This window comes from Pedobacter sp. BG31 (assembly GCF_042464845.1).
GTDB classification, from domain to species: domain Bacteria; phylum Bacteroidota; class Bacteroidia; order Sphingobacteriales; family Sphingobacteriaceae; genus Pedobacter; species Pedobacter suwonensis.
Map to the genome: position 1 here is coordinate 181,078 of NZ_JBHNZK010000005.1, position 26,305 is coordinate 207,382.

The window sequence follows — 26,305 nt, forward strand, 5'->3', positions numbered from 1 at the left end:
GATTTAGGTCATTGCATGTCTGATTTGAATCCGCCGGTTTTACGAAAAATAATTCATATCGATATGGATGCTTTTTATGCATCTGTAGAGCAACGCGATTTTCCTGAATATCGTGGAAAACCTCTGGTGGTTGGCGGTAAACCGGATAGCCGTGGAGTGGTTTCTACAGCCAGTTATGAAGCCCGGCAGTATGGTATCCGCTCGGCAATGCCATCAAGTAAAGCTTATCAGCTCTGCCCTACAGCCATTTTCGTATACCCGCGTTTTGACGCCTATACTGCAGTTTCAAAATCGCTCAGGGAAATTTTTAGCCGCTATACCGACCTTATTGAACCGCTTTCGCTGGATGAAGCCTACCTAGATGTAACGGAAGACAAGCTCGGCATCGGATCAGCCCTTGATATTGCACAGTCGATTAAGGACGCAATTAAAAATGAATTAAATTTAACAGCCTCGGCAGGCGTATCGATCAATAAATTTGTCGCAAAAGTAGCTTCAGACATGAATAAACCCGATGGCTTAACTTTTATTGGCCCTTCCAAAATTGAAGCTTTTATGGAAAAGCTTCCCGTTGAAAAATTTTTTGGGGTAGGTAAAGTTACGAGTGCCAAAATGAAGGCTATGCAGATTACTACCGGTGCAGATTTAAAAAAGCTGACAGAAGCCCAGCTTATTGCCCAATTCGGAAAATCGGGAAGATTTTATTACCAGATTGTTCGTGGAATAGACGATCGGCCTGTTCGTGCAAATCGTGAAGCAAAATCAGTAGGTGCAGAAGATACCTTATCAGAAGATACCAATGAAGATGCAGTAATGCACGATCTGCTGAAACAGATCAGCGAAACCGTAGCCAAACGTTTAGAGAAACATCAACTGAGTGGAAAAACAGTTACCCTTAAAATCAAATTTGCAGATTTTAAACTCATTACGCGCAGCCGCTCCTTCGCTACGCCGATCAGCAAAGCCGCTGTCATTTATGCCGAAGCCATTAAACTTTTGGAAGAGGCGGCAATTGGCACAACCCAGGTGAGGTTATTGGGCATTACCTTATCGCGGTTTTATGATGATGTGGAGATGGAAAAACCAGAGAGCAACCAGCTGGAGTTTGAGTTTTAATTCGGCTTGCTGACTTTTGCTTCGTTGCTGCATGGCAATGTTGCAACCGGGACTAAACCAGCAAAACAACCTTTAAGCTTCCGGGCTGGTAAGGTGCGCAAACCTTTACACCTAAACCCGATTCGACGACTATCCGATGAAATGCAAACCTTAACAGGTTGTGGGCTTAGGATGGACAGCTGTGCTACAGAAACCGATGAATAAGCTGCGCTCCATATCTATAGTAATTGCTTACAATAATGAATAAATACGGCTAAGCTTGCATTAATTCACTCACATGACGTGTTAAGGCTACAAAATCGGCCACGGTTAACTGCTCGGCACGTTTTTCGAAATAGATATGATCGTCCATTTTATCTTTAGGCATTACTGCAGAAACGGCATTGCGCAAGGTTTTTCTCCGCTGGTTAAAACCTGCCTTAACTACCCGCCAGAATAATTTTTCATCGCAATCAAGCGCTTCTACTTCATTTCTGGTTAAACGGATCACTGCTGAATGCACTTTCGGCGGTGGATTAAATGTACCTGGTTTAACCGTAAACAGGTATTCAATCTTATAATAAGCCTGCAGAAACACACTTAAAATACCATATTCTTTACTTCCCGCCGGTGCTGCGCAACGCTGGGCCACCTCTTTTTGAAACATCCCCACCATTTCTATCACCTTGTGGCGGTTATCTAAAATCTTAAATAAAATCTGCGATGAAATGTTGTAAGGAAAATTACCAATAATGGCAAATTTTTCGGGAAACATCACATCAAAATCAAGCTTTAAAAAATCGCCGTTAATCAACCGATCGCCAAGCTGCGGATATTTTTCGTTCAAAAAATGGAAAGATTCCGTATCAATATCAATTAGATAGGTGGTTAAATCTTTACGTTGCAGCAAAAAATCAGATAAGATTCCCATCCCCGGCCCAACTTCTAATACCTGATGATATTTGTCGGTATTCGCCAAAGCCTCAACAATGCGGTTAGCAATGCCCTTGTCGGTTAAAAAATGTTGTCCTAAATGTTTTTTTGCTTTGACTAAACTCATACCCCACGGCCCTGAACGGGATTTTAAAATTAAAATTGTTAGCAAAGATAGGCTTAATATTTCTATGCAGATCAATCTGCAGGCGCTGCGGTTTCATTTTTTTTAAAGGGTTTAAGCGAAAATCAGTAATTTGCGCTAAAAATTTCCAGTAATTATGAGCAATAAACTTAAAATTGGCATCAGTATAGGCGACGTAAACGGCATAGGTTTAGAAGTAATCATCAAAACTTTATCTAATCCGGCAATTTTAAATTACTGCACTCCAGTTGTTTATGGACATACCAAGATTTCCTCTTTTCATAGAAAAGCGAATAACCTGGGCGATTTCAGTTTTAATGTAGTTAGCCAGGCTAGTCAGGCCATGCCAAAAAAGGCTAACATGATCAATTGCTGGGAAGAAGATGTAAAAATTGAACTGGGTCAGGTTACGGCAACAGGCGGAAAATATGCGCTTTTATCATTAGAACGTGCAACAGCCGACCTGGTAAACGGTGATATCGATGCTTTGGTTACCGCCCCAATTAATAAACACAATATTCAATCCGAAACTTTTGCATTCCCGGGCCATACCGAATATCTGCAGGAAAAAAGTGGCAGCAAAGATGTGCTGATGTTTTTGATCAGCGAAAATCTACGTGTTGGTGTGGTAACAGGCCACATTCCGGTAAAAGACGTGCCGGCGGCCATTACAAAAGATAAAATTGTAAATAAGTTAAAACTGATTAACGAAAGTTTAAAAAAAGACTTCTGGATCGAAAAACCAAAAATTGCTGTGCTGGGATTAAATCCACACGCCAGCGATAATGGTTTATTGGGCACCGAAGAAACTGAGATCATTTCGCCAGCCATTCAGGAAGCCTACGATAAAGGCATTATTTGTTTTGGTCCGTACCCTGCTGACGGTTTTTTTGGTAATAGTAGCTACAAACAGTTTGATGCCGTTTTGGCTATGTACCACGATCAGGGTTTAATTCCTTTTAAAACGCTGGCATTTCATAATGGTGTAAACTATACTGCTGGCCTAAACTTTGTCCGCACCTCTCCCGACCATGGAACAGGTTACGATATTGCGGGTAAAAACTTAGCTGATTCGACTTCATTTACCGAAGCTTTGTTTTCAGCCATTCACATTGTTAAAAACCGTCGCGAGCAGGAGGAGATGTTGAGTAACCAATTGCGCACCGGCGGAAAAGTAGTTGAAACACAGTTCGATATTAAAGATGATGCGTCTTAAGGTAGAAGGTTTTTAAAGAACTTTTGGTCGGAAGTCAGAGGACTGGATGCCATAAGATCAAATCCCATAAGAAAAGATCGTCATTTCGACCGTAGTGGAGAAATCTTTGGAGGAGAATAAAGCCAAGGGTCGGATCTCCGAAAGTCAGAGGTCGGAGGATTGGATGTAGGATCAATTCTGAAGTAAGTCATCAACACTATAATCAGGTTATGTTAAATAATAAAATGAAATCCCTATCACCCATCATCAAACCCGAAGAGCTAACCTGGCTAAATCAGGACGATGAAATCGTCATTATTGATGCCAGTGCAGGGTCAAAAGCAAGATATGATGAACAACATTTGGCCGGAGCACTTTTTGCCGACGTAAATGAAGATTTAGCCAATATTGGCGATTTTGCCATTGGCGGACGTCATCCTTTACCAACCCCCGAACAGTTTTCATCTGTATTACAAAAACTTGGGATTACAGCACACAGCCATGTCATTGTTTATGATGATAAAAATGGCGGCAACGCAGCAGCGAGGCTATGGTGGATGTTAAAAGCTATCGGTCACGAAAAGGTGCAGGTAATTGACGGAGGTTTTCAGGCGGCCGTAAAAGCAGGTTTCCCAACTACTGATAAAGTCGAAATCCCAAAATCTGTTGCTCCTTATGCAGTAAAAACATGGAGTTTACCGCTATCTGATATCAATGAAGTGGAAAGAGTAGCTAAAACAGATCATTATATGGTGATTGATGTACGCGACGCCAATCGTTTTGCTGGTCTCACCGAGCCTATCGATTTAATTGCCGGACATATTCCGGGCGCAGCCAATATCCCTTATACTGAGAATCTGGACACATCTGGCGCTTTCCTGCCCCCTGAAATATTAAAAGAAAAATACGAAGAAGCTTTAGCACATGTAAGATCCGAAAATGTGATTGTACATTGTGGCTCGGGCATTACCGCCTGCCATACCCTTTTAGCTATGGATTATGCGGGTTTACGGATCCCTAAACTTTACGTAGGCTCGTGGAGTGAATGGAGCAGAAACAATAAAGAAATGGTTTTGGCCGGTTAGTGCAGTTATACCTTATCGCTTAAAAATGGATAAGGCCTAAAAATCAAGAGATAACATCAACAATTTTTAAAAAAACATTTTTAATCTAATAATTTATCCCTACATTTGCAGGCTAAAATTTTACAGTACTTTGAACCCACTAAAACAATTTTCATTACCGTTTACCGGCTTAAAATTGGGATCTCATCAGTTTGAATATGAGCTTGATGACCGCTTTTTTAACGCATTTGAGTATTCGTTAATTAAAAGTGGAAATTTAAGAGTAGACCTGGAACTTGAGAAACAAGAGACCATGCTGCTACTAAAATTTAAAGTTATGGGTACAGTTAATTTAGATTGCGATAAATGTTTATCTGAATTTCCGTTACCGATAAATCTTTATGAAAGGCAGATTGTGAAGTTTGCTGAAGATGAACTGGAGAGTGATGATGAGGAAATTATTTCGCTAAGCCGTAAAGAAACCGAAATTGACATTTCCGGTCCTTTATACGAAATGATTAATGTTGCAGTACCTTATATCAAAAACTGCGAACAGGCTGGTAAAGATTGTGATCAGGAGATGATTGATCGTTTAAATCAATTATCGATTGAAAACCAGGCTGAAGAAAATGAACAAACAAGCGACCCACGTTGGGAAGCCCTTAATAAGTTAAAAAAATAATTAGATTATACACCAATGGCACATCCAAAACGGAAAATCTCGAAACAGAGAAAAAATAAAAGAAGAACACACTATAAAGCTGTTACCCCTTCTTTAGCAACATGCTCGGCAACAGGTGCTATCCACGTACCTCACCGTGCTTACAACGTTGATGGTAACTTATACTACAACGGCAAACTGGTTATCGAAAATACTCAGATAGGGTAATTTTCTTAAAAAATTGTTTGTGTTTTCAGCGGCTTTAGTCATACCTTAGTCAACTGAAAAATTCAGGATTACACCTGACTTAACACAAACAGATTTTTTCTATGAAAATAGGCCTCGACATAATGGGCGGAGACTATGCTCCCAAAGCAATTGTTTTGGGAGCAATAGCTGCTCATCAATCGCTTAACGCTGGAGAGCATTTAGTTCTTATTGGCGATACCGAACAGATTAAACCCATTCTTGCAGAGGAGGGTTTTAATCCGGATCATTTTGAATACGTTCATACTGATGAAGTAATCGGTATGGGCGAACACCCCACCAAAGCAATTGTTCAGAAACCTAATTCTAGCATAGCTGTTGGTTTTAATCTTTTAAAAGAAGGTAAAATCGACTCTTTCGCAAGTGCCGGTAATTCTGGAGCCATGTTGGTTGGCGCTGTTTTTAGCGTTAAAACCATTCCGGGCATTATCCGCCCTTGTTTATGTACAATTCTTCCGAAAATTAAAGGCGGCACAGGCCTGCTGTTAGATGTAGGTGCAAATGCCGACTGTAAACCTGATATTTTATTACAATTTGGCGTTTTGGGCAGTTTATATGCAGAAAATCTTTTGCAGATTAATGACCCTAAAGTAGCCTTGATGAATATTGGTGAAGAAGATGAAAAAGGAAATATGCTAAGCATGGCTACTTTTCCGTTAATGAAAGAAACCAGCCTCTTCAACTTCGTTGGAAATGTTGAAGGCAGAGATTTATTTAACGAAAAAGCCGATGTAATTGTGTGCGATGGTTTTACCGGAAATGTGATGCTAAAATTAGCCGAATCGTTTTACGTGCTTACCATTAAAAAGGGATTAAAAGATGAGTTTTTCGATCGTTTTAATTATGAACAATATGGCGGTAGCCCGGTTCTAGGTGTTAATGCTCCCGTTGTTATCGGACATGGAATTTCCAGTCCGCTGGCTGTTAAAAATATGGTTCTGCAATCCAGAGAAATGATTACCACCGGATTGGTAGAAAAAATTAGAATGGCATTTAAATAATTTATTAAAATTCTTAAAATGAGTAAAATTCACGCTGCTATTACAGCAGTAAATGGTTATGTCCCCGACTATGTGCTTACAAACGCAGAGTTAGAAACCATTGTTGACACTTCCGATGAATGGATTACCAGTAGAACGGGAATTAAAGAACGTAGAATTTTAAAAGGTGAGGGTTTAGGTACTTCCGACATGGCCGTTCATGCGGTAAACGGTTTACTTAAAAAGAGAGGAATTGATGCAAAAGAGATTGAACTGATCATCTTTTGCACCACTACTCCGGATTTTACTTTCCCTGCAACAGCAAACGTTTTAGCAGATAAAGTTGGCGCCACCAATGCCTGGGGTTATGATTTACAGGCCGCTTGTTCCGGCTTTTTATTTGGTCTTTCTACAGGTGCATCATTTGTTGAATCAGGTAGACATAAAAAAGTTTTGGTAGTTGGAGGCGACAAGATGTCGTCGATTATCAATTATGAAGACCGCACCACCTGTATCATTTTTGGCGATGGCTGTGGCTGTGCTTTACTGGAACCAAATGAAGAAGGCTTGGGCATTCAGGATTCTATTTTAAGAACAGATGGTTCCGGAAGAGATTTCCTGGGGATGAAAGCCGGTGGTTCTGTTAAGCCTGCCTCCCACGAGACCATTGATGCCAAAGAGCATTTTGCGCATCAGGAAGGTCCAACAGTATTCAAATTTGCCGTAACCAATATGGCCGATGTTGCTGCCGAAATTATGGAGCGTAACAGTTTAACTGCTGATGATGTGGCCTGGTTAGTACCGCACCAAGCCAACAAACGCATCATTGATGCTACTGCTAACCGCATGGGTGTTACTACTGATAAAGTGATGATCAACATCGAACGTTATGGTAATACAACCAATGGAACAATTCCTTTATGTTTATGGGAGTGGGAAAGCAAGTTGAAAAAAGGCGATAACATCGTTTTAGCTGCTTTCGGTGGTGGCTTTACCTGGGGTTCGGTATATCTTAAATGGGCTTACGATACAAAATAGTCGGAAGTCTTTAGTCCGGAGTCCGAAGTAAAAGTACTGCCCGGATAAAAAAATAAAACAAAAAAAAGTATAACTTAGTTAATTCAATAAACACTATTTTTTACATAACTAGCCTAAAAAATGGATATTAAACAAATACAGGAACTGATTAAATTTGTTTCTCGTTCTGGAGTAAATGAAGTTGCTATTGAGCAGGAAAACTTCAAAATCACGATCAAAACAAACCAGGCACCAACAGTTGTGCATGCTACCGTACCACAAGCTCCGCTTGTACAGGCTGCTGCTCCTGTTGCCACAGCTCCTACTGCTCCTACGGCAGCAACACCAGCTGTACCACCTGTTGCAGAAGACACTTCAAAATACATTACGATCAAATCACCAATGATCGGTACTTTTTATCGTTCGGCTAGCCCTGAAAAACCAATGTTTGTGAATGTTGGTGACGAAATTAGCGCGGGTAAAGTAGTTTGTATCATAGAGGCTATGAAACTTTTCAACGAGATTGAAAGTGAAGTTTCAGGCCGTATCGTTAAAATATTGGTTGATAATGCATCGCCTGTAGAATACGACCAACCGTTATTTTTAGTAGAACCTATTTAGTTATTGATTACACAGATTAATTAGATAACACCGATTACAATTGATCAGAGTGGTGGTTATTTACCGAATAAATCGGGGGTAATCATTAACATCGGTGTAATCAGAAAAGGTAAAATTATGTTTAAAAAAATACTAATTGCCAACAGGGGTGAAATCGCTTTGCGTATTATCCGTACCTGTAAGGAAATGGGCATCAAAACGGTTGCTGTTTATTCTACCGCTGATCGCGAAAGTTTGCACGTACGTTTTGCTGATGAGGCTGTTTGTATTGGCCCTCCACCTAGTAAAGATTCTTATTTAAATATTCCGAATATCATTTCTGCTGCAGAACTAACCAATGCCGATGCCATACATCCAGGTTACGGTTTCTTGTCAGAAAACGCAAAGTTCTCTAACATCTGCCGCGAGTATAATATCAAATTTATTGGTGCCACGCCAGAGCAAATTAACGATATGGGCGACAAAGCTTCGGCTAAAGCAACCATGAAAAATGCCGGTGTTCCAACCATTCCAGGCTCAGAAGGTTTGCTTACCAGCGTTAAAGAGGGTATTGCAATTGCCAACGAAATGGGTTATCCGGTTATCCTTAAAGCAACTGCCGGTGGTGGTGGCCGGGGTATGCGTGTGGTTTGGAAAGATGAAGATTTCGAAAATGCATGGGATAGCGCCCGTCAGGAATCTGGCGCAGCCTTCGGTAATGATGGTTTATATTTAGAAAAATACATCGAAGATCCACGCCACATTGAAATTCAGGTTATTGGAGACCAGTTTGGCAAAGCCTGTCACTTATCAGAACGCGATTGTTCGATTCAACGCCGTCACCAAAAACTGGTAGAAGAATCTCCTTCGCCATTTATGACAGAAGAACTGCGTTTAAGAATGGGTGAAGCAGCTATTAAAGGTGCCATGGCCGTAAATTACGAAGGTGCAGGTACTATTGAGTTTTTGGTTGATAAACATCGTAACTTCTATTTCATGGAAATGAATACCCGTATCCAGGTAGAACATCCGGTTACCGAGGAGGTAATCAACTTCGATTTAATTAAAGAACAGATTAAAGTTGCTGCTGGCATTCCGATCTCAGGTAAAAACTATACGCCGGAAATGCACGCAATTGAGTGCCGCATCAATGCCGAAGACCCGGCAAATAATTTCCGCCCGTCACCAGGGAAAATTACGAATTTTCATTCACCAGGTGGTCATGGTGTTCGTGTAGATACACACGTTTATGCCGGATATTCTATCCCTGCGAATTACGATTCAATGATTGCAAAATTAATCTGCGTGGCTCAAACCCGCGAAGAAGCCATTTGTACCATGGAACGCGCTTTAAGCGAGTTTGTGATTGAAGGCATCAAAACCACCATTCCTTTCCATTTACAATTGATGAAAGACCCTAATTTCAGAGCAGGAAATTTCACTACCAAGTTTATGGAAACCTTTGAGTTTTCGGAATAACATGAAGTGTTATAGAAATTTAAATCCCATTTTGGTAAAACAAAATGGGATTTTGCTTTGTCAAAGAATTAAATTTATTTCAGTAAATTTGAATTATGGAAACATTAATTGTACATCCGGAAAGTAAAGTGCAGCTAAATGCTATAAAGCAGGTTTTAAAAGCAATGAAGATTTCTTTTGAAAAAGAAGAGAAGCCTTATAACCCAGAATTTGTTGAAAAAATTTTGAAAGGCGATCAAGACTTCAGCGAAGGGAAATTCACAAAAGTTGATCTCGATAACTTATGGAAATAGTTTTTCTTCCAAAAGCTAATGAAGATTTAGATTTTGGAAGAAATCTGGAAATACAATTATCCAAAAGAAAATTCATAGCCTTTTAGTTGCGATAAACAATTCTCCATTTGAAGGTATTGAAAAACCAGAGGCCCTGAAATATAATCTTACAGGCAAGTGGTCTAGAAGAATAAACTCAGAACATAGAGTTATTTATTCAGTTTCAGAAACTGACCAGATTATTAAAATCTATTCGCTAAGAGGCCACTATAATTAACTTAAAAGCTCCAATTTATCTAAATATCATCCTGCTCTCAATATAATAAATAGGACAGTAAATTGCAACAAAAAATTTATGGAAACCTTCTAATTTTCTGAAGGATAATAATGATTTTCACATTTATACTTACAAACCTAAGTTTGATTATTTTCTTGATATAAATTTTAATTTTTAAGTGTTTATATGACGAGATCGTCATGCTGAATTTATTCCAGCACCTTTTCTACAAAATAGACCCTGAAATAAATTCAGGGTGACGACCAGAAAATAAAAACGTTCATAAAATATCTTCAAAACAAATTATTAATAGAGTTCAGTTTATAAAGGGCTGTTCAGAATGTTTGAAACGGCCTTAATCTATTTTGCAAGATTTTCTTTCAACAGATAAATAGCTGATATCTAATAGTTAGCGATAACGCTGTAGCGTTTAATTAATGTGTTACGTTTAGTCACAAACATTCAAAACATGAAAAAAAATCTAACTAACGCATTCCTTATCCTACTTGCTTTTGCAGTATTTACTTCGTGCAAAAAGGATGAGTATGAAACCATCCAGATTGTCAAAATGATTTCCGCTAAGGAAATGAGGGCCATGCCTACAGGACTTACCAGGGCTACTCCCGCAAAAAAGACTGGAAAAATATACATCTACAAAGATTATCTTTTCATTAATGAGCCCAATGAAGGCATTCACATCTACAATAATACCAATCCGAGTGCTCCTGTGAATATGGCTTTTCTGAAAATCCCGGGCAATGTAGATTTAGCAATCCACAATAATATTCTTTATGCCGATAATTTTATCGATTTGCTGGCCTTCGATCTATCGAATATAAATAATATTACATTGGTTAAAAGGGTAACTGATGTTTTTAGTCAGTTCAATAATCCAGGCATTGAAAAATATATTTACACTTATAAAGATACAGTAGTAAAAAAACAAACTTATAAGCGTGAAATGCAATATGTTGCTTTCAGTACTTCTTCTTCTCAAGCTGGTTCGGGCCAGGGCGGTTCGATGGCCAGGTTCACCCTGATGAACGATTATTTATATACCGTTGGTACAAGTAATTTAAATCTGTTTAATGTTAAAACCGCATCAGACCCAACATTTTTAAAGACAATCAGTTTGGGTTGGGGAGTAGAAACCATCTTCCCTTATGATAACAAGTTATTCATAGGCACCAACAGAGGCATGCACATCTTTAGTGCCAGCGATCCGGCCAATCCTGTCCAACTATCTACCTACAGCCATATTTTCGCTTGCGACCCGGTGGTTGTACAAGGCAAGTATGCTTATGTTACTTTACGCACCGGCAATTTATGCAGGCAGGCCAGTAATCAGTTGGAAGTTGTGGATATTGAAGATCCGACCAAGCCGAAACAGATAGCGGTTTACCCAATGCAAAACCCACATGGCTTAAGCACCTCTGGTGATTATCTCTTTCTCTGCGAAGGTAGCTATGGAATAAAGAGTTTTAATATAAGAGATAACACGAAAATCAGCGACAACATGTTGCAGCATCTAAACAATATTAAAAGTTTTGATGTCATTGCCGGCCCTAAATCTTTGATCGTTACAGGAGAAGATGGTATATATCAATTTAATTATAGTAACGCCGCAAATTTAAGGCAGTTGAGTTTAATTAAAAACCAATTCTAAAACTACTATGAGAGCATAGTTTGTTATTTTTACAGCCATTTCTCATAATAATCTAAACTATTTCTATATTTAACACGTAAATACCATTCTATTCAAATAGAATGGTATTTTTGTTTTCAACATGAGCGACATTAAAAAAACTTTACTTACAAAAGCTATCGGTCAAAAGAGCACCAATTTAGAGGCAGAAATGTCTTTTTTCGATCATCTGGATGTTCTCCGTAAACATTTAATCAGAGCCGTAATTGCTATTGCCGTTTTTACGGGTATCGCTTTTTACTTCAACGAGGAGATTCTGGATAAAATAATTTTTGGACCCAAAAAGCCTGATTTTTGGACTTATCGGATGATGTGTAAACTGGTAGAGCATTTCCCATCTTTAGGTAAAGATATGTGTATCACCAAAATTAATGGGGAAATCATCAATACCGAGATGGCCGGCCAGTTTAACCTTCAGCTAAATGTTTGTGTGATGTGCGGTATCGTTGTGGGCTTCCCTTACCTCTTGTGGGAGATCTGGCGTTTCGTTAAACCAGCATTGCACGATAATGAGCGCAAATCGGCCAGTGGTTTTGTTTTTTTCGCCTCCTTATTGTTCGTTGTTGGTATCTTTTTTGGCTATTTTATAGTTTGTCCATTATCGGTTAATTTTTTAACCGGTTATACAGTTAGTACTGAAATTAAAAATACTTTTACAGTTGATTCTTACCTGTCATCGGTTGCAACCCTTACTGTGGGTACCGGGATTATCTTCGAGCTCCCGGTTATCATTTTTATTCTATCCAAGCTTGGTTTAATGACGCCAAAACTGATGCGTGCCAGCAGAAGGTATGCCACTGTAATTATTTTAATTATCGCTGCCATTGTAACCCCTACACCAGATATAATGACGATGTTGATAGTAGCTACTCCTTTATTCTTATTGTATGAGCTGAGTATTTTTGTTTCGGCCTATATTGAAAGAAAGAAGAAAAAAGCTGAAGCTGCATTCTATGCAAACTAACAAAAACATTACGAACAGAATTCATAATTCTCTATACATTTGACAATGTCTGATACAAAAATAAAAATTGCTATTGGCGCGGATCATGCCGGATTCGATTATAAAGAAATATTAAAAGATTTTTTAAAAGATTACGAAGTAAAGGATTTTGGACCTTTCTCCGCAGATTCAGTTGACTATCCTGATTTTGCACATCCTGTGGCCAGTGCCGTTGAAAACGGAGAATTTACCTACGGTATTTTACTATGCGGCTCGGCTAACGGCGTGGCCATAACAGCTAACAAACACCAGGGCATAAGAGCGGGCTTGTGCTGGGAAAACGAAGTGGCTTCGTTGGTACGCCTCCATAATAATGCTAATGTACTTTGTATACCGGCTCGTTTTGTATCTGTAGATGAAGCCAAACAAATTACCGAAACCTTTTTAACTACGCCGTTTGAAGGTGGCCGCCACCAAAATCGGGTTGAAAAGATTTCTTGCTAACCCAACCTCAACTAAAATTATCATCATGAACAAAAAGTTTTTAACCCTTGGTTTGGCTACACTTGTTACAGCAAGTTGTTTTAGCCAGATTAAACCACTACCTGCCAATAAAGACGCTATTAAATTTAGCAGGGCCATTAATCCTGATAATGCCTATAAACACCTTTCCATTTTAGCATCCGACGAATATGAAGGACGCGAGACAGGAACAAAAGGCGCCTGGATGGCTGCAGACTATATCCGCGATTATTTTAAATCAATTGGCTTAAAAGGCCCGGTTAATGGAGGTTATTTTCAGAAAATCAACCTCGTAAATGTTACCTTGAAAGAAAGCCATGTAACTGTTAACGGTCAGCCGAAAGAGTATCAGAAAGATTATGTGGTTTCTCCGAGCCTAATCAGTGATAAGGGTTTTACCTTCTCTACCGATCAGATTGTATTTGTTGGCTACGGAATAAAAAAAGACAGCTATAACGATTTTGCAGGAACAGATATTAAAGGCAAAGTGGTGATGATGTTTAACGGTGGCGACCCAACCATTAAACCTGGTACCCGCGTTGATAGGGCTGCTTACCGCGCCATGTTAGAAAACCGGGCAAAATATTTTGCTGAAAATAATGTAAAAGCCATTATCCTCATCGATCCAAGTGTGGATAGAATTACAGAAAACACCAAACAGGCTCAAAATAAAGGCCGTGTAATGGTCAAAACAAATGCGGCTATTGAGGCGCAGAAACAAAATGAGATACCACGCATTTCTATCTCTGTGGCCTTAGCCAACGATCTGTTAAAATCAGCAAATACTACAGCAGCCGACTTACAAAAGAAAATTACACAAAGTCTTACACCTGCTTCACAGGTAATAAATGTTCCTTTTTCAGCAAGTGCCGCCAAAAACGAAGCATCGGTTAGGTGCGAAAACGTTTTGGGTTACTTGGAAGGATCAGATCCCGTACTTAAAAAAGAAGTATTAATCTTAACCGGTCACTACGATCATATTGGTTTGGAAACTGATCCTAACGCGAAAGATAAAGTAAACAACGGTGCCGACGACGATGGATCAGGTACTACTGGTGTTTTACTAATGGCAAAAGCTTTTACTGATGCCAAAAAAGCAGGTAAAGGTCCTAAACGCAGTATCTTATTTATGACTGTTGTTGGAGAAGAAAAAGGACTGTGGGGCTCCGAGTGGTATTCTGAGCATCCTGTTTTCCCGGTTGCCAATACCATTGCTGATTTAAATACTGATATGATTGGCCGTATAGGTGAAGAGTATTTGGGCAAACCTGATTCGGCAAACTACATTTATTCAGTAGGTTCGAGGATGTTAAGTAGCGACCTCGCCAATTTAAGTGAGCAGGTAAACGCTACCTATACTAAAATGAAACTGGATTATAAATATGATGATCCTAAAGACCCTGAGCAAATTTATTATCGCTCAGACCACTACAACTTTGCTAAGTTAGGCATTCCGATTATCTTTTATTATGATGGAATGTTACAGCAGGATTACCATAAACCAGGCGATGAAGTAAGCAAAATCAACTTCCCTCTATTGTCAAAAAGAGCAAAACTCACCTACTTTACCGCATGGGAGCTTGCCAACAGAGCCAAGCGTCCGGTTGTAGACATGGACGGAAAAGGGAATCCAAAGAAATAATGTTCAAAATACTCAGCCTCAACGAAATGTTGGGGCTTTTTTGTGTGTATTTCAAACTTAAAATGTTATTTTTGATAAAACGAGTTTATGGATCAATTGCATATTTTAGAAAAAATTAAAATGATCCCTGTTGCCTACCAGCAAGAGGTAGAAGACTTTATTGATTTTATTTTGCAAAAAAAAGTCTCCCAAAAAAATGCGGTTAAAAGCAATAGAAAACTAGGTTTACTTAAGGGGAAAATGAAAATGAGTGATGATTTTAATACGCCATTAGATGATTTTAAAGATTACATGTAGTGAAAAAGTATTTACTTGATACGCACGTTTTACTTTGGATGCAGGACGACAACATTGCATTATCTAACAGAGCAAGAAACATTTTAGAAGCCCCAACCCTTAACCTCTATCTAAGTATTGCCAGTTTGTGAGAAATCACAATAAAACAATCAATAGGTAAACTTCAATTAGAGTATTCATTTGATGAACTCATTGAATCATGCAATGAAACGAATATTACGGTTCTTCCAATAGATGTAGAAATATTAAAAACACTTAAAGCTTTACCATTTCTACATCGCGATCCTTTCGACAGAATTATTATTGCAACAAGTATAAAATTAGGCTTAGATTTTATTTCAAGCGATGAAATAGCTAAAAAATATATACCAGAAGTAATCTGGTAAAAGTATTTTTTATTACAATAATTTCTTTTGTTTCAACTTTGAAAAAATAAACTCAATGGGTTTCCTATCTTTGGTTTTTAACGAAGTAACACCAAACTAAAAGCGGTTATTCTTCGTTACCCTATAATAAATTGCTATTGATGAAAACTGCCGAGGAATTTTTAGAGAAGTCAGATGAGAAAGCTTTCGATTTGCCACACCGTAAAACCATAAATTATAATATTGGTAAATACAATACGGCGGTTGAACGGGGCTTATCGAAATTCGAAAACCTCGAGGCTTCTAAGAAAAAAGCCCATGTAATTAAATGGCGTGTAATGGAAAATCTCGACAAGTTCTTACCAGAATTCGAGTCAAATTTTCAGCGTCGCGGCGGTAAGGTGATCTGGGCAAATGATGCTGCCGAAGCCCAGGCAGAAATCCTCAATATCATTAAAAGAAACAATGGAAAAACGGTCATCAAATCTAAATCGATGACGACCGAAGAAATTCACCTGAACGATTTCCTGGAGCAGAATAATATTGAATCGCTGGAAAGCGATCTGGGAGAATATATCGTACAGTTATTGGGCCAGGCGCCTTACCATATTGTTACCCCTGCCATGCACTTAAGTGCTACCGATATTGCGCAGTTATTCCACGATAAATTTGGAACTCCCATTGATGCTACACCACCGCAGCTGGTGCAAAAAGCCAGGGAACTACTCCGAGACAAATATTTGAATGCCGATATTGGTATAAGCGGAGGGAATTTCCTGATTGCCGATACCGGCAGTATTGCCATTACCGAAAATGAAGGCAATGCCAGGTTAAGCACTACTTTCCCCAAAATACATATTGCCATTGTTGGTATTGAAAAGATCATTCCTTCTATGGCCGACCTGGACCTGTTCTGGCCTTTGTTGGCTTCGCATGGTACCGGACAAAACCTAACGGTTTACAATAGTATCCTGAGCGGACCGCGGCAGCCAAATGAAACGGATGGACCTGAAGAAATGTATGTGATCCTGCTGGATAATGGCCGCACCAATTTACTGGCACAAAAGGATCAGCGACAAGGTTTGTACTGCATTCGTTGTGGTGCCTGTTTAAATGCCTGCCCGGTATATAAAAATATAGGTGGACACACTTATAATACCACCTACAGTGGCCCAATTGGCTCGGTAATTACGCCACATTTGAAGGGTATGGAAGAGTTTAAGCATTTGAGCTATGCTTCCAGTCTCTGCGGAAAATGCTCAGAAGTATGTCCGGTAAAAATCGATATCCATAAAATGCTGCTGCTTAACAGAAGAGATGCTGCAGCTGGTCATGAGAACGGCAAACAGGAAGAAATCGGCTGGAGCATGTTCAGCAAGATGATGCAAAAACGCAAATGGATGGATTTCTTCGGCGGAAAATTTAAAAACTTTATGCTCAAAACCTTCTTTCAAAAGAGTTGGGGCAAATACCGTGAAATGCCAAAGGTTGCCGATAAATCATTCGCCAAACAGTTTGAGGAATTAAAGAAGAGCCGGGAGTCCTGAGTCCAGAATCATTAGTCAAACCAACCAGATATGCATTTCAACCGAAGAGATAAAGACGATGAATTCTTATTGAATTTATATAAAAAACTACTTTATCCCAGAATGGTAGAGGATAAAATGCTTAAATTATTGCGGCAGGGACGTATAGGGAAATGGTTTTCGGGTATCGGACAGGAAGCCATTGCTGTGGGCAGTACCATGGCCATGCAGAAAGGTGAGTACATTTTACCCATGCATCGCAATTTAGGTGTTTTTACCTCACGTAATATTCCGCTAAAGAAATTAATGGCCCAATGGCAGGGCAAGTTAACCGGCTTTACCAAAGGCCGCGACCGCTCCTTCCATTTTGGCACACAAGATTATAAAATTGTGGGCATGATCTCCCATTTAGGGCCACAAATGGCTTTAGCCGATGGCATCGCCCTGGCCGATCTTTTGGCTAATAAACAACAGGCTACACTGGTTTATACCGGCGAAGGCGCCACCAGTGAGGGCGATTTCCACGAAGCCGTCAACGTTGCAGCAGTTTGGGGCCTTCCTGTTATCTTTCTGATCGAAAACAACGGCTATGGACTGTCAACCCCAACAGCAGAACAATACAGATGCAAAAACCTGGTTGATAAAGCCATTGGTTATGGAATAGAGGGTGTTCAGATCGACGGAAATAATATTTTAGAAGTTTATGATACCATTAACCAGCTGGCCATGGAAATCCGAAAAGATCCCAGACCTGTTTTGGTTGAGTGCATGACTTTCAGGATGCGTGGCCATGAAGAAGCATCAGGTACGAAATATGTTCCGCAGGAACTTTTTGACCATTGGGAAAAGAAAGATCCTTTAAAAAATTATGAGGCCTATTTAATTGAGCAAGGTATTTTAACAACAGATACTATTACGAATATTAAGATTCAGTTTAAGCAAGATATTGAATTAGCAGTAGAAGAAGCTTTTGAAGAGCCGGAACCCATTGCAGATCACGCGAGAGAAGAAAGGGACATGTACTTCCCCTACCATTCCGAAATTGTTCAACCAGGCGAATCTGCTTCTGAAAAAAGGTATCTGGATGCAATTAGCGATGCACTCGATCTCGCGATGGAAAAATATCCTAACCTGGTTTTAATGGGGCAGGATATTGCCGGTTATGGCGGGGCATTTAAAATTACAGATGGCTTCATGGCTAAATATGGCAATAGCCGGGTGCGCAATACACCTATTTGCGAATCGGCCATTGTGGGCGCAGGTTTAGGGCTTTCTATAAACGGTTACAAAGCTGTTGTAGAAATGCAGTTTGCCGATTTTGTAAGCGCTGGCTTTAACCAGATTGTAAACAATTTGGCCAAAACGCATTATCGCTGGGGCGAAAAGGCAGATGTAGTTGTACGTATGCCTACCGGCGCTGGAACAGGAGCCGGCCCTTTCCATTCGCAAAGCAATGAGGCCTGGTTTATTAAAACACCGGGATTGAAAATTGTTTATCCCGCATTTCCTGAAGATGCCAAGGGTTTGCTTTTGTCTGCCATAGCCGATCCCAATCCCGTAATCTACTTTGAACATAAATACCTTTATAGAAGCCTAACCGGGCCGGTAAACGATGGCTATTATACTACCGAAATAGGAAAAGCCGCTACTTTAAAAACGGGAGACCAGTTTACGATCATTACCTATGGTTTAGGTGTACATTGGGCTTTAGAACATTTAAGCAGCCATCCTGAACAAGAAGCCACCCTGGTTGATCTGCGTACGTTACAGCCATGGGATCAGGCAACGGTAAAGGAAGCTGTAAAAGCAACCGGAAGGGTATTGATTTTACACGAAGATACCTTGACCAATGGTTTCGGTGCTGAAATTTCTGCCTGGATTGGCGAGCATCTTTTCCAATACCTGGATGCACCTGTAATGCGTTGTGCAAGTTTAGATACTGCCATTCCAATGAGCAAGGTGCTGGAAGATGGTTTTCTGGCTAAAGCCAGATTAGCAGAAATAATTGATAAATTATTAAAATATTAAACAGAGGTTAATTGTATAAACTATTTAAATTGGTTAACTGTGTGTCCTAAACAATTAACCGGTTTAAACGATTAACCAGTTAAACATTCAAGCAACATGGGCACTTTCAAAGTCAGTGGAAATATAGTTAATATCGTAGAACGTCATATTTTCTTTGGCGAAATAACGGTTGAAGCCGGAAAGATAAAATCGATTACCCAAATTTCGGATGAACGCCCAGGCAGCACATTCATTACGCCGGGCTTTATTGATAGCCATGTACATATCGAAAGCAGCATGCTCATTCCGAGCGAATTTGCCAGGTTAGCGGTGGTGCACGGTACAGTGGCGACCATTAGTGATCCGCACGAAATTGCAAACGTATGCGGTATGGAAGGGGTTGAATTTATGATTGAAAACGGCAACACCGTACCCTTTAAATTCAATTTCGGTGCACCAAGCTGCGTACCGGCTACTACCTTCGAAACTGCAGGCGCTGAGTTAAATCATGATGATGTTAAGGCACTTTTAGAACGCCCAGAGATTAAATACCTCAGCGAAATGATGAATTTTCCGGGAGTGTTGTATAAAGATGAAGAAGTTTTAAAAAAGATTGCTGCTGCCCACGAGCTCGGTAAACCTGTTGACGGACACGCGCCGGGCCTACGTAGAGATACCGTCCAAAAATACATAGATGCCGGTATTTCTACCGACCATGAATGTTTTACTGCCGAAGAAGCACTGGATAAACTACAGCGTGGCATGAAGATCCTGATCCGGGAAGGCAGCGCAGCCAAAAATTTTGAGGCATTAATCCATTTACTCCAGGATTGGCCCGAAATGATGATGTTCTGTAGTGATGACAAACACCCTGATAGTCTAGTTGAAAGCCACATTAACGAAATTTGTGCCAGGGCAGTGGCCAAAGGAATCGATGTTTTTAAAGTGCTTCGCGCGGCTTGCATTAACCCCATCTTACATTATAAGCTTGAAGTTGGTGCGTTACAGGTAAACGATGATGCTGATTTTATTGTGATAGAAGACCTGATTAATTTTAAGGTAAAACAAACCTATATTAGTGGGCTTTTACTAGCAGAAAACGGTAAAATGGTCGGTAACTGGATCAACCATTCAGCTAGTAAAGAATCAATTAACCATTTTGATTGCAGCTTGAAAAATGAAGAAGATTTTATCTTACCCTATCAAAACGAACAGGAGATTCCGGTTATTGAAGCCCTGGATGGTCAGTTGATCACCAATAAACTACATATAAAACCAAAAGTTGAAAACGGAAACATGGTGAGCGATGTAGAAAATGATATGCTAAAAATGGTGGTGGTTAACCGCTATCACGATGCGCCCATTGCCATTTCCTTTGTTAAAAACTTTGGTCTAAAAAAGGGCGCAATTGCCTCGAGTGTAGCGCATGATAGTCATAATATTATTGCCGTGGGTGTTGATGACAAAAGCATTTGTGCGGCGGTAAATATGGTGATTCAGGAAACTGGTGGAGTTGTCGCTTTAGGAAACGGAAAGGAAGAGATTCTACCGCTACCTGTTGCCGGTTTAATGAGTAACCACAATGGTTACGAGGTTGCTGCATGTTATACGGCTATCGATCAGTTTGCAAAAGACCTGGGGTCAACCCTGCTTGCTCCTTTTATGACACTTTCTTTTATGGCACTTTTGGTTATTCCGCATTTGAAACTGAGTGATAAAGGTTTATTTGATGGTGATGAGTTTAGGTTAATGTAATAATTTATACGTCACCCTGAATTTATTTCAGGGTCTTAATAGCTAACTAAAGATGCTGAAACGAGTTCAGCAGGACGTTAGTGATACATTACTCCAACAAAAACACTTCAGCAAGCGGATTAAACAGGTAAATCCGCTTATCATCTAAACAAATACAGCGATATCGCTTCCTGATCTGTTCGCCTTTGGTAAAGCGACGGCCATCTTTGATTTTAAAGTTGGTATTAATTGGCAGTTGCTCTACATGTAAAGTTTCGCTTTTATTGCTGTCGTATTTTTTTAAGGCCCGCGATAAATGTAAATCAGAACAGCTTGAGGCCGCAGGATTCGACATATAATTGTCTATCGCCTGATGGATATCCTGCGGAAAAATATTCATATCAAAGAAAGGAACCATCATCCGCTGAAAGTTTTTCTTCCATTCGGTTCCGTGTGGCTTTACTTTATTTTTAAAATCATTCCAGGTTAACAAATGTGCAAATTCGTGTACTGTGGTTACCAGAAACGCATAATGGTTGAGGTTAAAATTAACTGAAATACGATGGCCTTTACCACGGAATGGATGGCGGTAATCGCCTAATTTGGTAGAACGTGTTTTAGCGATCTTGAATTCGCATTGAAAATAATCAATCCACCTGGCAATTAGCGGGGCGGCCTCTGCAGGCATGTATTGCGCTAAAACTTTAACTTTCTCCATTTAACCGCAAAGTTCGCAAAGTTTTTCGCAAAGAAATAAAGAAAAGTTATAAGCCATTAACAATTCTCTTTAATCCATCTTTTAAGCGGGCAACATTGAAATTCATTAATAAGCCTAACTTATAATTTCCCAATTTCATATAGGTCAAAGTTTGGGCAAGATGAACATCATTTTAGCATCTCGACACTTTTCAACTCCAATACTAACTTATTTTCTATCAGTATATCTATTCTATAACCACACTCTAATCTAACATCCTCAAAAACCAAAGGCATTTTCTTTTCCTTTTCAACAAATAACCCTGCCTTGAGAATTTTATAATACAGACATTCTTTATAGGCGCTTTCCAACAGACCAGGACCTAAAGCACTATGAACTTCTATTGCCAATCCGATTACAATTCTTGATAATTCATTTTCATCCATATCTTTGAATTTGCTTTTGCGCCCTTTGCGTTTTTGTCCTTAGCAATCTTTGCGGTTAGATTTCGATCTATCCCTCTGTTGGAAACAGCGACGCCAGTACCATTTTTATCTCGCCGAAAGAATAATCTTTGCCTAAAAACTCCCTGATGGTAGCCATCGATTTTGTTTTCTGGCTTTCAACGGCATCTGTAATATTGCGGATTTTATTGGCCTTAACCAACTTCGTTACATCCAGTTGCTGTGTAGAAACATAATATGCCAAATGGCCCTCAATAGTACCAACCGATAAGCCCCGCTCCTTTGCAATTTCATCTAATGTTTTGCCCGCATTGTATAATTCAAAACTAATCAGCTTGGTATCGGGCTTCGGCTCTTTCTTTTTTTTCTCTGTAGCAGTTCTTACTTTTAGCGCCATGCCTTTAAGCGTAATCGCCTTTTTTAATTGTGCCTCTCTTTCTACCGCATTTAAAAGCGCATCGGTATCGGCCTTACTAAACTCTTTGCCATCAATAATGGCTTCCAGCAATGCCTTGCTTTTATGAATTTTCTTCAGCTGTTCATAAATCACAATTTCCAGTTCAAGCAGTTCAGTCAGGTAAGTTTTAACCTGTTTTTCTTCTTTTATGGCTTCAATTTGGGCTAAGAATTTATCTGACACCTCCTTAATCAGCGGACTGAAATATTTTACCGCGGCCTGTACCCGCTTGGACACATTGAACAATGTATGCTCGGTTTGTTGGGCAAACAAGTTTTTAAGCTGGTTTACAAAAGTATCAGCCGTCGCAGTAATTTTCTGGAAATCTTTATACAGATCCATTGTCCAATCATCATAGCGCTGTTTGGTCGATTTAGCCTCACTCTTATCAAAAGTTTGCATGTGTTCCTTAAAATAATAGCGTGCCATATTCAAATCGAAAGCTGATAAAAGATAAGTCCTGATAAAGTCATAGCTCTCGGCACTGATCTGCTGATCGAGTACTTCTGTAGGCTGTTTGGTTTTAGAAAAATAATGGATGTTCTGGTCTTGCTGCAAACCGCTTTCGCGCAGATGCGACGTTAACACTAACCCTTTGAGGGAGCGAAGACGTGAAAGCGCCACATAAGCCTGCCCCGGGGCAAAAGCGTCACCAATATCAATAATGGCTTTATCAAAGGTTAAACCCTGACTTTTATGCACCGTAATGGCCCAGGCCAGTTTAATTGGATATTGTACAAAGGAACCTGCTACATTTTCTTCAATTTCATTCGTGGCCTCGTTCAGTTTATATTTTACGTTTTCCCAGGTATAAGGCGAAATCTGGATTACCGTTTTATCTTCTGGCAATTCAATTTCTACCAGATCTTTTTCAATGTGGTGCACCACTCCTATTTTCCCATTGTAATAGCGTTTTTCGGCGGTCATATCGTTTTTGATAAACATAATCTGCGCACCAACTTTCAGTTCCAGGCTCCTATCATTAGGATAAGCATGTTCATTAAATTCACCTGTTATCCTGGCTTCAAAAAAATAAGATTTCGTTTTCAGTTGAGTTAACCTTTCGCGGTTAATGCCATCAGCCTTATGATTATGCGTCGTTAAGGTGATGTAATTGTCATCTGCTGCCGGCTTAAAATCACGGATAAAATGCTGTTGCAATAATGCCGTATCCTGTGGGGTAATTTGGTTATTCCGCAAGTTATTCAACAGGTCAATAAAAACAGCATCATCCTGGCGGTAAATTTTATCCAGCTCGATATATACCGGTGGATTGTTTTGCAATGCCAGCGCATCAAAAAAATAAATACTCTTATAAAATCCGGCCATTACCCGCCATTCGTCATTTTTAACCACAGGCGGCAACTGGTGTAAATCACCAATGAATAAAAGCTGTACGCCCCCAAAAGGTACATTTTTACTCCTCCTGATGTAGCGCAGGGCAAAATCAATGGCATCAAGCATATCCGCCCTCAGCATACTTACCTCATCAATTACCAACAGTTCCAGTTCCTGAATCAGGCGCCTTTTATTGCCCTGCATATTTAAATGCTTGGCCAGGGTACGTGGCGTATTAAAGTTGAAGCTAATCTGCTGATTGATAATATTTCCGGCTGCATCAGGAAAAAAAGCACCAAAAGGCAGCTGAAAAAGAGAATGGATCGTAACCCCGGCAGCATTAATCGCCGCTATACCTGTTGGCGCACAGATAATCGCTTTTTTATGCGTAAGCTGAATCAGTTTCCGCAAAAAGGTCGTTTTACCTGTTCCCGCTTTTCCGGTTAAAAAAACGTGTTTAGAGGTATAATTCACAAATTTAGCCGCGATCTCAGCGGGCATAGAAGTTTCTTCTAATGTAGGCATCTGCAATAAAATTTTAGTTTGCTAAACAGGGAGGATAAATAAAGCTAAACATTTTAGCACAAAACTAAAGAATGATTGGTGAGAAATTTTAATTTTAAGTTGATATTTTTGATCTAAACCTTTACTTAATCAATAATTTCTTAATTAGTGGCCTCAAAAACGTCAATAGAACTACTACAGGAGTAACCTAAACCTGACAGCAACGGCAGCCTCCGGTTTCTTCAATCGGAGCTATAGTGTATGGCAGGGCTGTAATAACAAAAGAACCACTGTCACTGCTTTTCAATCTTAAAAATTGCAATCAGTTTTCGATTAAACAATTAACCACTTAAAACAGTTAACCAAATTCCCTATCTTTGCAACCTGATGAAACACCACTATTCAAATCTTATCGCTGTTAAATTCCTTTAACAAGGTTTCATCATCTCTTATACCCAAAATTTTATTATGCTTAACCCTGAAATAGAAAAACGTAAAACCTTTGCCATTATTAGCCACCCCGATGCCGGTAAAACCACACTTACAGAAAAATTTCTGCTTTTTGGTGGTGCCATCAACACCGCTGGTGCAGTAAAAAGAAATAAGGCCAACCAGAGCAATACCTCCGATTTTATGGAGATTGAAAAGCAAAGGGGTATCTCTGTTGCCACCTCGGTAATGGGTTTCGAATACAGCGGTAAGCGTATTAATATTCTGGACACTCCGGGTCACAAAGATTTCGCCGAAGATACCTACCGTACTTTATCTGCTGTGGATAGTGTGATTTTAGTGGTCGATTGTGTAAAAGGTGTGGAGGAACAGACAGAAAAGCTCATGTCGGTTTGCCGCATGCGAAACACGCCTGTAATTATCTTCATCAACAAAATGGACCGTGAAGGTAAAGAAGCTTATGATTTACTGGATGAAATTGAAGAAAAACTAAACATCAGCCTTTGCCCGCTTTCCTGGCCTATTGGACAGGGCCATACCTTTAAAGGGGTTTACAGCATTTATAACAAACATTTAAATTTATTTAATTCCGATAAAACTAAAGTAACCGATTCGGTTATTGCCGTTAATGACCTGAACGATACCTCGCTCCTGGATTACCTCAAAGAAAATGAAATCAACACGCTGAAAGATGATGTTGAATTGGTTGACGGTATTTACGGCAAAATTGATAAAGATTTATATACCGATGGTTTAGTTGCGCCTGTATTTTTTGGCAGTGCAATTAATAATTTCGGGATTAAAGAGCTTTTAGATACATTTATAGATATCGCCCCAAGTCCGAGGCACCGTGAAGCTGAAGAACGTGACGTACTGGTAGAAGAAAAAAACTTTAGTGGTTTTGTATTTAAAATTCACGCCAACTTAGATCCTAAACACCGCGATCGGATTGCATTTTTGAGGATCTGCTCTGGTAAATTCGAACGCAATAAATTCTATTACCATACCCGTCAGGATAAAAAACTAAAATTCTCTAACCCGATGGATTTTATGGCCAACGAGAAGAGCATTGTAGAAGAAGCCTGGCCAGGTGATGTAGTGGGTTTGTATGATAGCGGAAACTTTAAAATTGGCGATACTTTAACTGAAGGCGAAAAACTGCAGTTTAAAGGAATTCCAAGTTTCTCTCCTTCTATTTTTAAAGAGGTAGAAAACATGGATCCGATGCGCACCAAACAACTGGAAAAAGGAATTGAGCAATTAACTGATGAGGGTGTTGCCCAACTATTTGTGATGCAGCCCGGAAACCGAAAAGTAATTGGCGCGGTAGGCGAGCTTCAGTTTGAGGTAATTAATTTCCGGTTAGAGCATGAATACGGTGCAAAATGCCGTTTCCGCACGCTGAGTTATACCCGTTCGAGCTGGGTAACTTCTACCGATAGAAAGAAACTGGATGAGTTTGTAAAACGCAAGCAACAGCACATCGGCTTTGATAAAGAGGCTAACCCGGTATACCTGGCTGATAGTGAATATATGATTAATTTAACCAAACAGGATTATCCGGATATCGAATTCCATAAAACCAGTGAGTTTAAATCTTAAAGTCGGAAGTCTATAAAAGCAAAAACCTTTTCTAAGTTTTTAGAAAAGGTTTTTATGTATAATATAC

At 39.6% G+C, this 26,305-nt stretch carries 26 protein-coding genes; 21 read left to right on the top strand and 5 right to left on the bottom strand.

Annotation, left to right across the window (positions count from 1 at the left end; all coding sequences use genetic code 11):
* Nucleotides 1-63: 63 nt before the first annotated feature.
* On the top strand, nt 64-1,116 hold the full coding sequence (gene dinB, locus ACFE6N_RS08775) for a DNA polymerase IV (protein WP_378935643.1): 1,053 nt from the start codon (nt 64-66) through the stop codon (nt 1,114-1,116).
* A 253-nt stretch (nt 1,117-1,369) separates the two neighbouring features.
* Here the strand turns inward: dinB and rsmA are convergent, their stop codons facing one another.
* Nucleotides 1,370-2,155 (bottom strand): 16S rRNA (adenine(1518)-N(6)/adenine(1519)-N(6))-dimethyltransferase RsmA, encoded by a 786-nt coding sequence (gene rsmA / locus ACFE6N_RS08780; protein ID WP_378935645.1) that lies wholly within the window; start codon nt 2,153-2,155, stop codon nt 1,370-1,372.
* Between the two features lie 154 nt (nt 2,156-2,309).
* Between rsmA and pdxA the strand changes: the two genes are divergently transcribed.
* The 19 genes from pdxA to ade all read left to right on the top strand — a co-directional run bounded on the left by pdxA (nt 2,310) and on the right by ade (nt 20,747).
* Nucleotides 2,310-3,389: a 4-hydroxythreonine-4-phosphate dehydrogenase PdxA gene (gene pdxA / locus ACFE6N_RS08785; RefSeq protein WP_378935647.1), complete on the top strand. Its 1,080-nt coding sequence runs from the start codon at nt 2,310-2,312 to the stop codon at nt 3,387-3,389.
* Between the two features lie 224 nt (nt 3,390-3,613).
* Nucleotides 3,614-4,453: a sulfurtransferase gene (locus ACFE6N_RS08790; protein ID WP_378935649.1), complete on the top strand. Its 840-nt coding sequence runs from the start codon at nt 3,614-3,616 to the stop codon at nt 4,451-4,453.
* A 130-nt stretch (nt 4,454-4,583) separates the two neighbouring features.
* Complete coding sequence (locus ACFE6N_RS08795; protein WP_378935651.1) at nt 4,584-5,114, top strand: YceD family protein; 531 nt, start codon at nt 4,584-4,586, stop codon at nt 5,112-5,114.
* A 15-nt stretch (nt 5,115-5,129) separates the two neighbouring features.
* Nucleotides 5,130-5,321: a 50S ribosomal protein L32 gene (rpmF, locus tag ACFE6N_RS08800; protein WP_025143959.1), complete on the top strand. Its 192-nt coding sequence runs from the start codon at nt 5,130-5,132 to the stop codon at nt 5,319-5,321.
* A 101-nt stretch (nt 5,322-5,422) separates the two neighbouring features.
* Nucleotides 5,423-6,361 (top strand): phosphate acyltransferase PlsX, encoded by a 939-nt coding sequence (gene plsX / locus ACFE6N_RS08805; RefSeq protein ID WP_145857256.1) that lies wholly within the window; start codon nt 5,423-5,425, stop codon nt 6,359-6,361.
* Nucleotides 6,362-6,379: 18 nt separating this feature from the next.
* On the top strand, nt 6,380-7,378 hold the full coding sequence (locus ACFE6N_RS08810) for a beta-ketoacyl-ACP synthase III (RefSeq protein WP_090986451.1): 999 nt from the start codon (nt 6,380-6,382) through the stop codon (nt 7,376-7,378).
* Nucleotides 7,379-7,498: 120 nt separating this feature from the next.
* The gene (gene accB / locus ACFE6N_RS08815; protein ID WP_090986449.1) at nt 7,499-7,978 is read left to right on the top strand and encodes an acetyl-CoA carboxylase biotin carboxyl carrier protein; all 480 of its coding nucleotides are present in this window, start codon (nt 7,499-7,501) and stop codon (nt 7,976-7,978) included.
* A 117-nt stretch (nt 7,979-8,095) separates the two neighbouring features.
* On the top strand, nt 8,096-9,436 hold the full coding sequence (gene accC, locus ACFE6N_RS08820) for an acetyl-CoA carboxylase biotin carboxylase subunit (RefSeq protein ID WP_090986447.1): 1,341 nt from the start codon (nt 8,096-8,098) through the stop codon (nt 9,434-9,436).
* 95 nt (nt 9,437-9,531) lie between these two features.
* The gene (locus tag ACFE6N_RS08825) at nt 9,532-9,729 is read left to right on the top strand and encodes a DUF2683 family protein (RefSeq protein WP_378935655.1); all 198 of its coding nucleotides are present in this window, start codon (nt 9,532-9,534) and stop codon (nt 9,727-9,729) included.
* Nucleotides 9,730-9,799: 70 nt separating this feature from the next.
* Complete coding sequence (locus ACFE6N_RS08830) at nt 9,800-9,985, top strand: Txe/YoeB family addiction module toxin (protein ID WP_378935811.1); 186 nt, start codon at nt 9,800-9,802, stop codon at nt 9,983-9,985.
* Between the two features lie 469 nt (nt 9,986-10,454).
* On the top strand, nt 10,455-11,651 hold the full coding sequence (locus ACFE6N_RS08835; RefSeq protein WP_378935657.1) for an LVIVD repeat-containing protein: 1,197 nt from the start codon (nt 10,455-10,457) through the stop codon (nt 11,649-11,651).
* 121 nt (nt 11,652-11,772) lie between these two features.
* Nucleotides 11,773-12,654 carry a twin-arginine translocase subunit TatC gene (gene tatC, locus ACFE6N_RS08840; RefSeq protein WP_378935659.1) on the top strand — a complete coding sequence of 294 codons (882 nt, stop codon included), beginning with the start codon at nt 11,773-11,775 and terminating at the stop codon, nt 12,652-12,654.
* A gap of 45 nt (nt 12,655-12,699) precedes the next feature.
* The gene (rpiB, locus tag ACFE6N_RS08845) at nt 12,700-13,137 is read left to right on the top strand and encodes a ribose 5-phosphate isomerase B (protein ID WP_145857262.1); all 438 of its coding nucleotides are present in this window, start codon (nt 12,700-12,702) and stop codon (nt 13,135-13,137) included.
* 25 nt (nt 13,138-13,162) lie between these two features.
* Entirely contained in the window at nt 13,163-14,797 is a 1,635-nt protein-coding gene (locus tag ACFE6N_RS08850) for a M28 family peptidase (RefSeq protein ID WP_378935661.1), read from the top strand.
* An 87-nt stretch (nt 14,798-14,884) separates the two neighbouring features.
* Nucleotides 14,885-15,094, top strand: a complete 210-nt coding sequence (locus ACFE6N_RS08855; protein ID WP_378935663.1) for a DUF2281 domain-containing protein — start codon at nt 14,885-14,887, stop codon at nt 15,092-15,094.
* A 152-nt stretch (nt 15,095-15,246) separates the two neighbouring features.
* A complete protein-coding gene (locus ACFE6N_RS08860; protein WP_378935813.1) occupies nt 15,247-15,480 on the top strand; it encodes a type II toxin-antitoxin system VapC family toxin in 234 nt (77 codons plus the stop codon).
* A 137-nt stretch (nt 15,481-15,617) separates the two neighbouring features.
* Nucleotides 15,618-17,006, top strand: a complete 1,389-nt coding sequence (locus ACFE6N_RS08865; protein WP_378935665.1) for a LutB/LldF family L-lactate oxidation iron-sulfur protein — start codon at nt 15,618-15,620, stop codon at nt 17,004-17,006.
* Nucleotides 17,007-17,036: 30 nt separating this feature from the next.
* On the top strand, nt 17,037-19,013 hold the full coding sequence (locus ACFE6N_RS08870) for a thiamine pyrophosphate-dependent enzyme (protein WP_378935667.1): 1,977 nt from the start codon (nt 17,037-17,039) through the stop codon (nt 19,011-19,013).
* A 96-nt stretch (nt 19,014-19,109) separates the two neighbouring features.
* Complete coding sequence (gene ade, locus ACFE6N_RS08875) at nt 19,110-20,747, top strand: adenine deaminase (protein ID WP_378935669.1); 1,638 nt, start codon at nt 19,110-19,112, stop codon at nt 20,745-20,747.
* A gap of 88 nt (nt 20,748-20,835) precedes the next feature.
* On the opposite strand, the gene ACFE6N_RS08880 is transcribed toward ade, so the two are convergent.
* From ACFE6N_RS08880 to ACFE6N_RS08895, 4 genes are all read right to left on the bottom strand, one after another.
* A complete protein-coding gene (locus ACFE6N_RS08880; RefSeq protein ID WP_378935671.1) occupies nt 20,836-21,444 on the bottom strand; it encodes a SprT-like domain-containing protein in 609 nt (202 codons plus the stop codon).
* 46 nt (nt 21,445-21,490) lie between these two features.
* Entirely contained in the window at nt 21,491-21,583 is a 93-nt protein-coding gene (locus ACFE6N_RS08885) for a hypothetical protein (protein WP_378935673.1), read from the bottom strand.
* 28 nt (nt 21,584-21,611) lie between these two features.
* Nucleotides 21,612-21,869: a GxxExxY protein gene (locus ACFE6N_RS08890; RefSeq protein WP_378935675.1), complete on the bottom strand. Its 258-nt coding sequence runs from the start codon at nt 21,867-21,869 to the stop codon at nt 21,612-21,614.
* A 67-nt stretch (nt 21,870-21,936) separates the two neighbouring features.
* Nucleotides 21,937-24,207: a helix-turn-helix domain-containing protein gene (locus ACFE6N_RS08895; RefSeq protein ID WP_378935677.1), complete on the bottom strand. Its 2,271-nt coding sequence runs from the start codon at nt 24,205-24,207 to the stop codon at nt 21,937-21,939.
* 447 nt (nt 24,208-24,654) lie between these two features.
* Between ACFE6N_RS08895 and ACFE6N_RS08900 the strand changes: the two genes are divergently transcribed.
* Nucleotides 24,655-26,238: a peptide chain release factor 3 gene (locus tag ACFE6N_RS08900; protein ID WP_090986418.1), complete on the top strand. Its 1,584-nt coding sequence runs from the start codon at nt 24,655-24,657 to the stop codon at nt 26,236-26,238.
* The last annotated feature ends 67 nt before the right edge of the window (nt 26,239-26,305 follow it).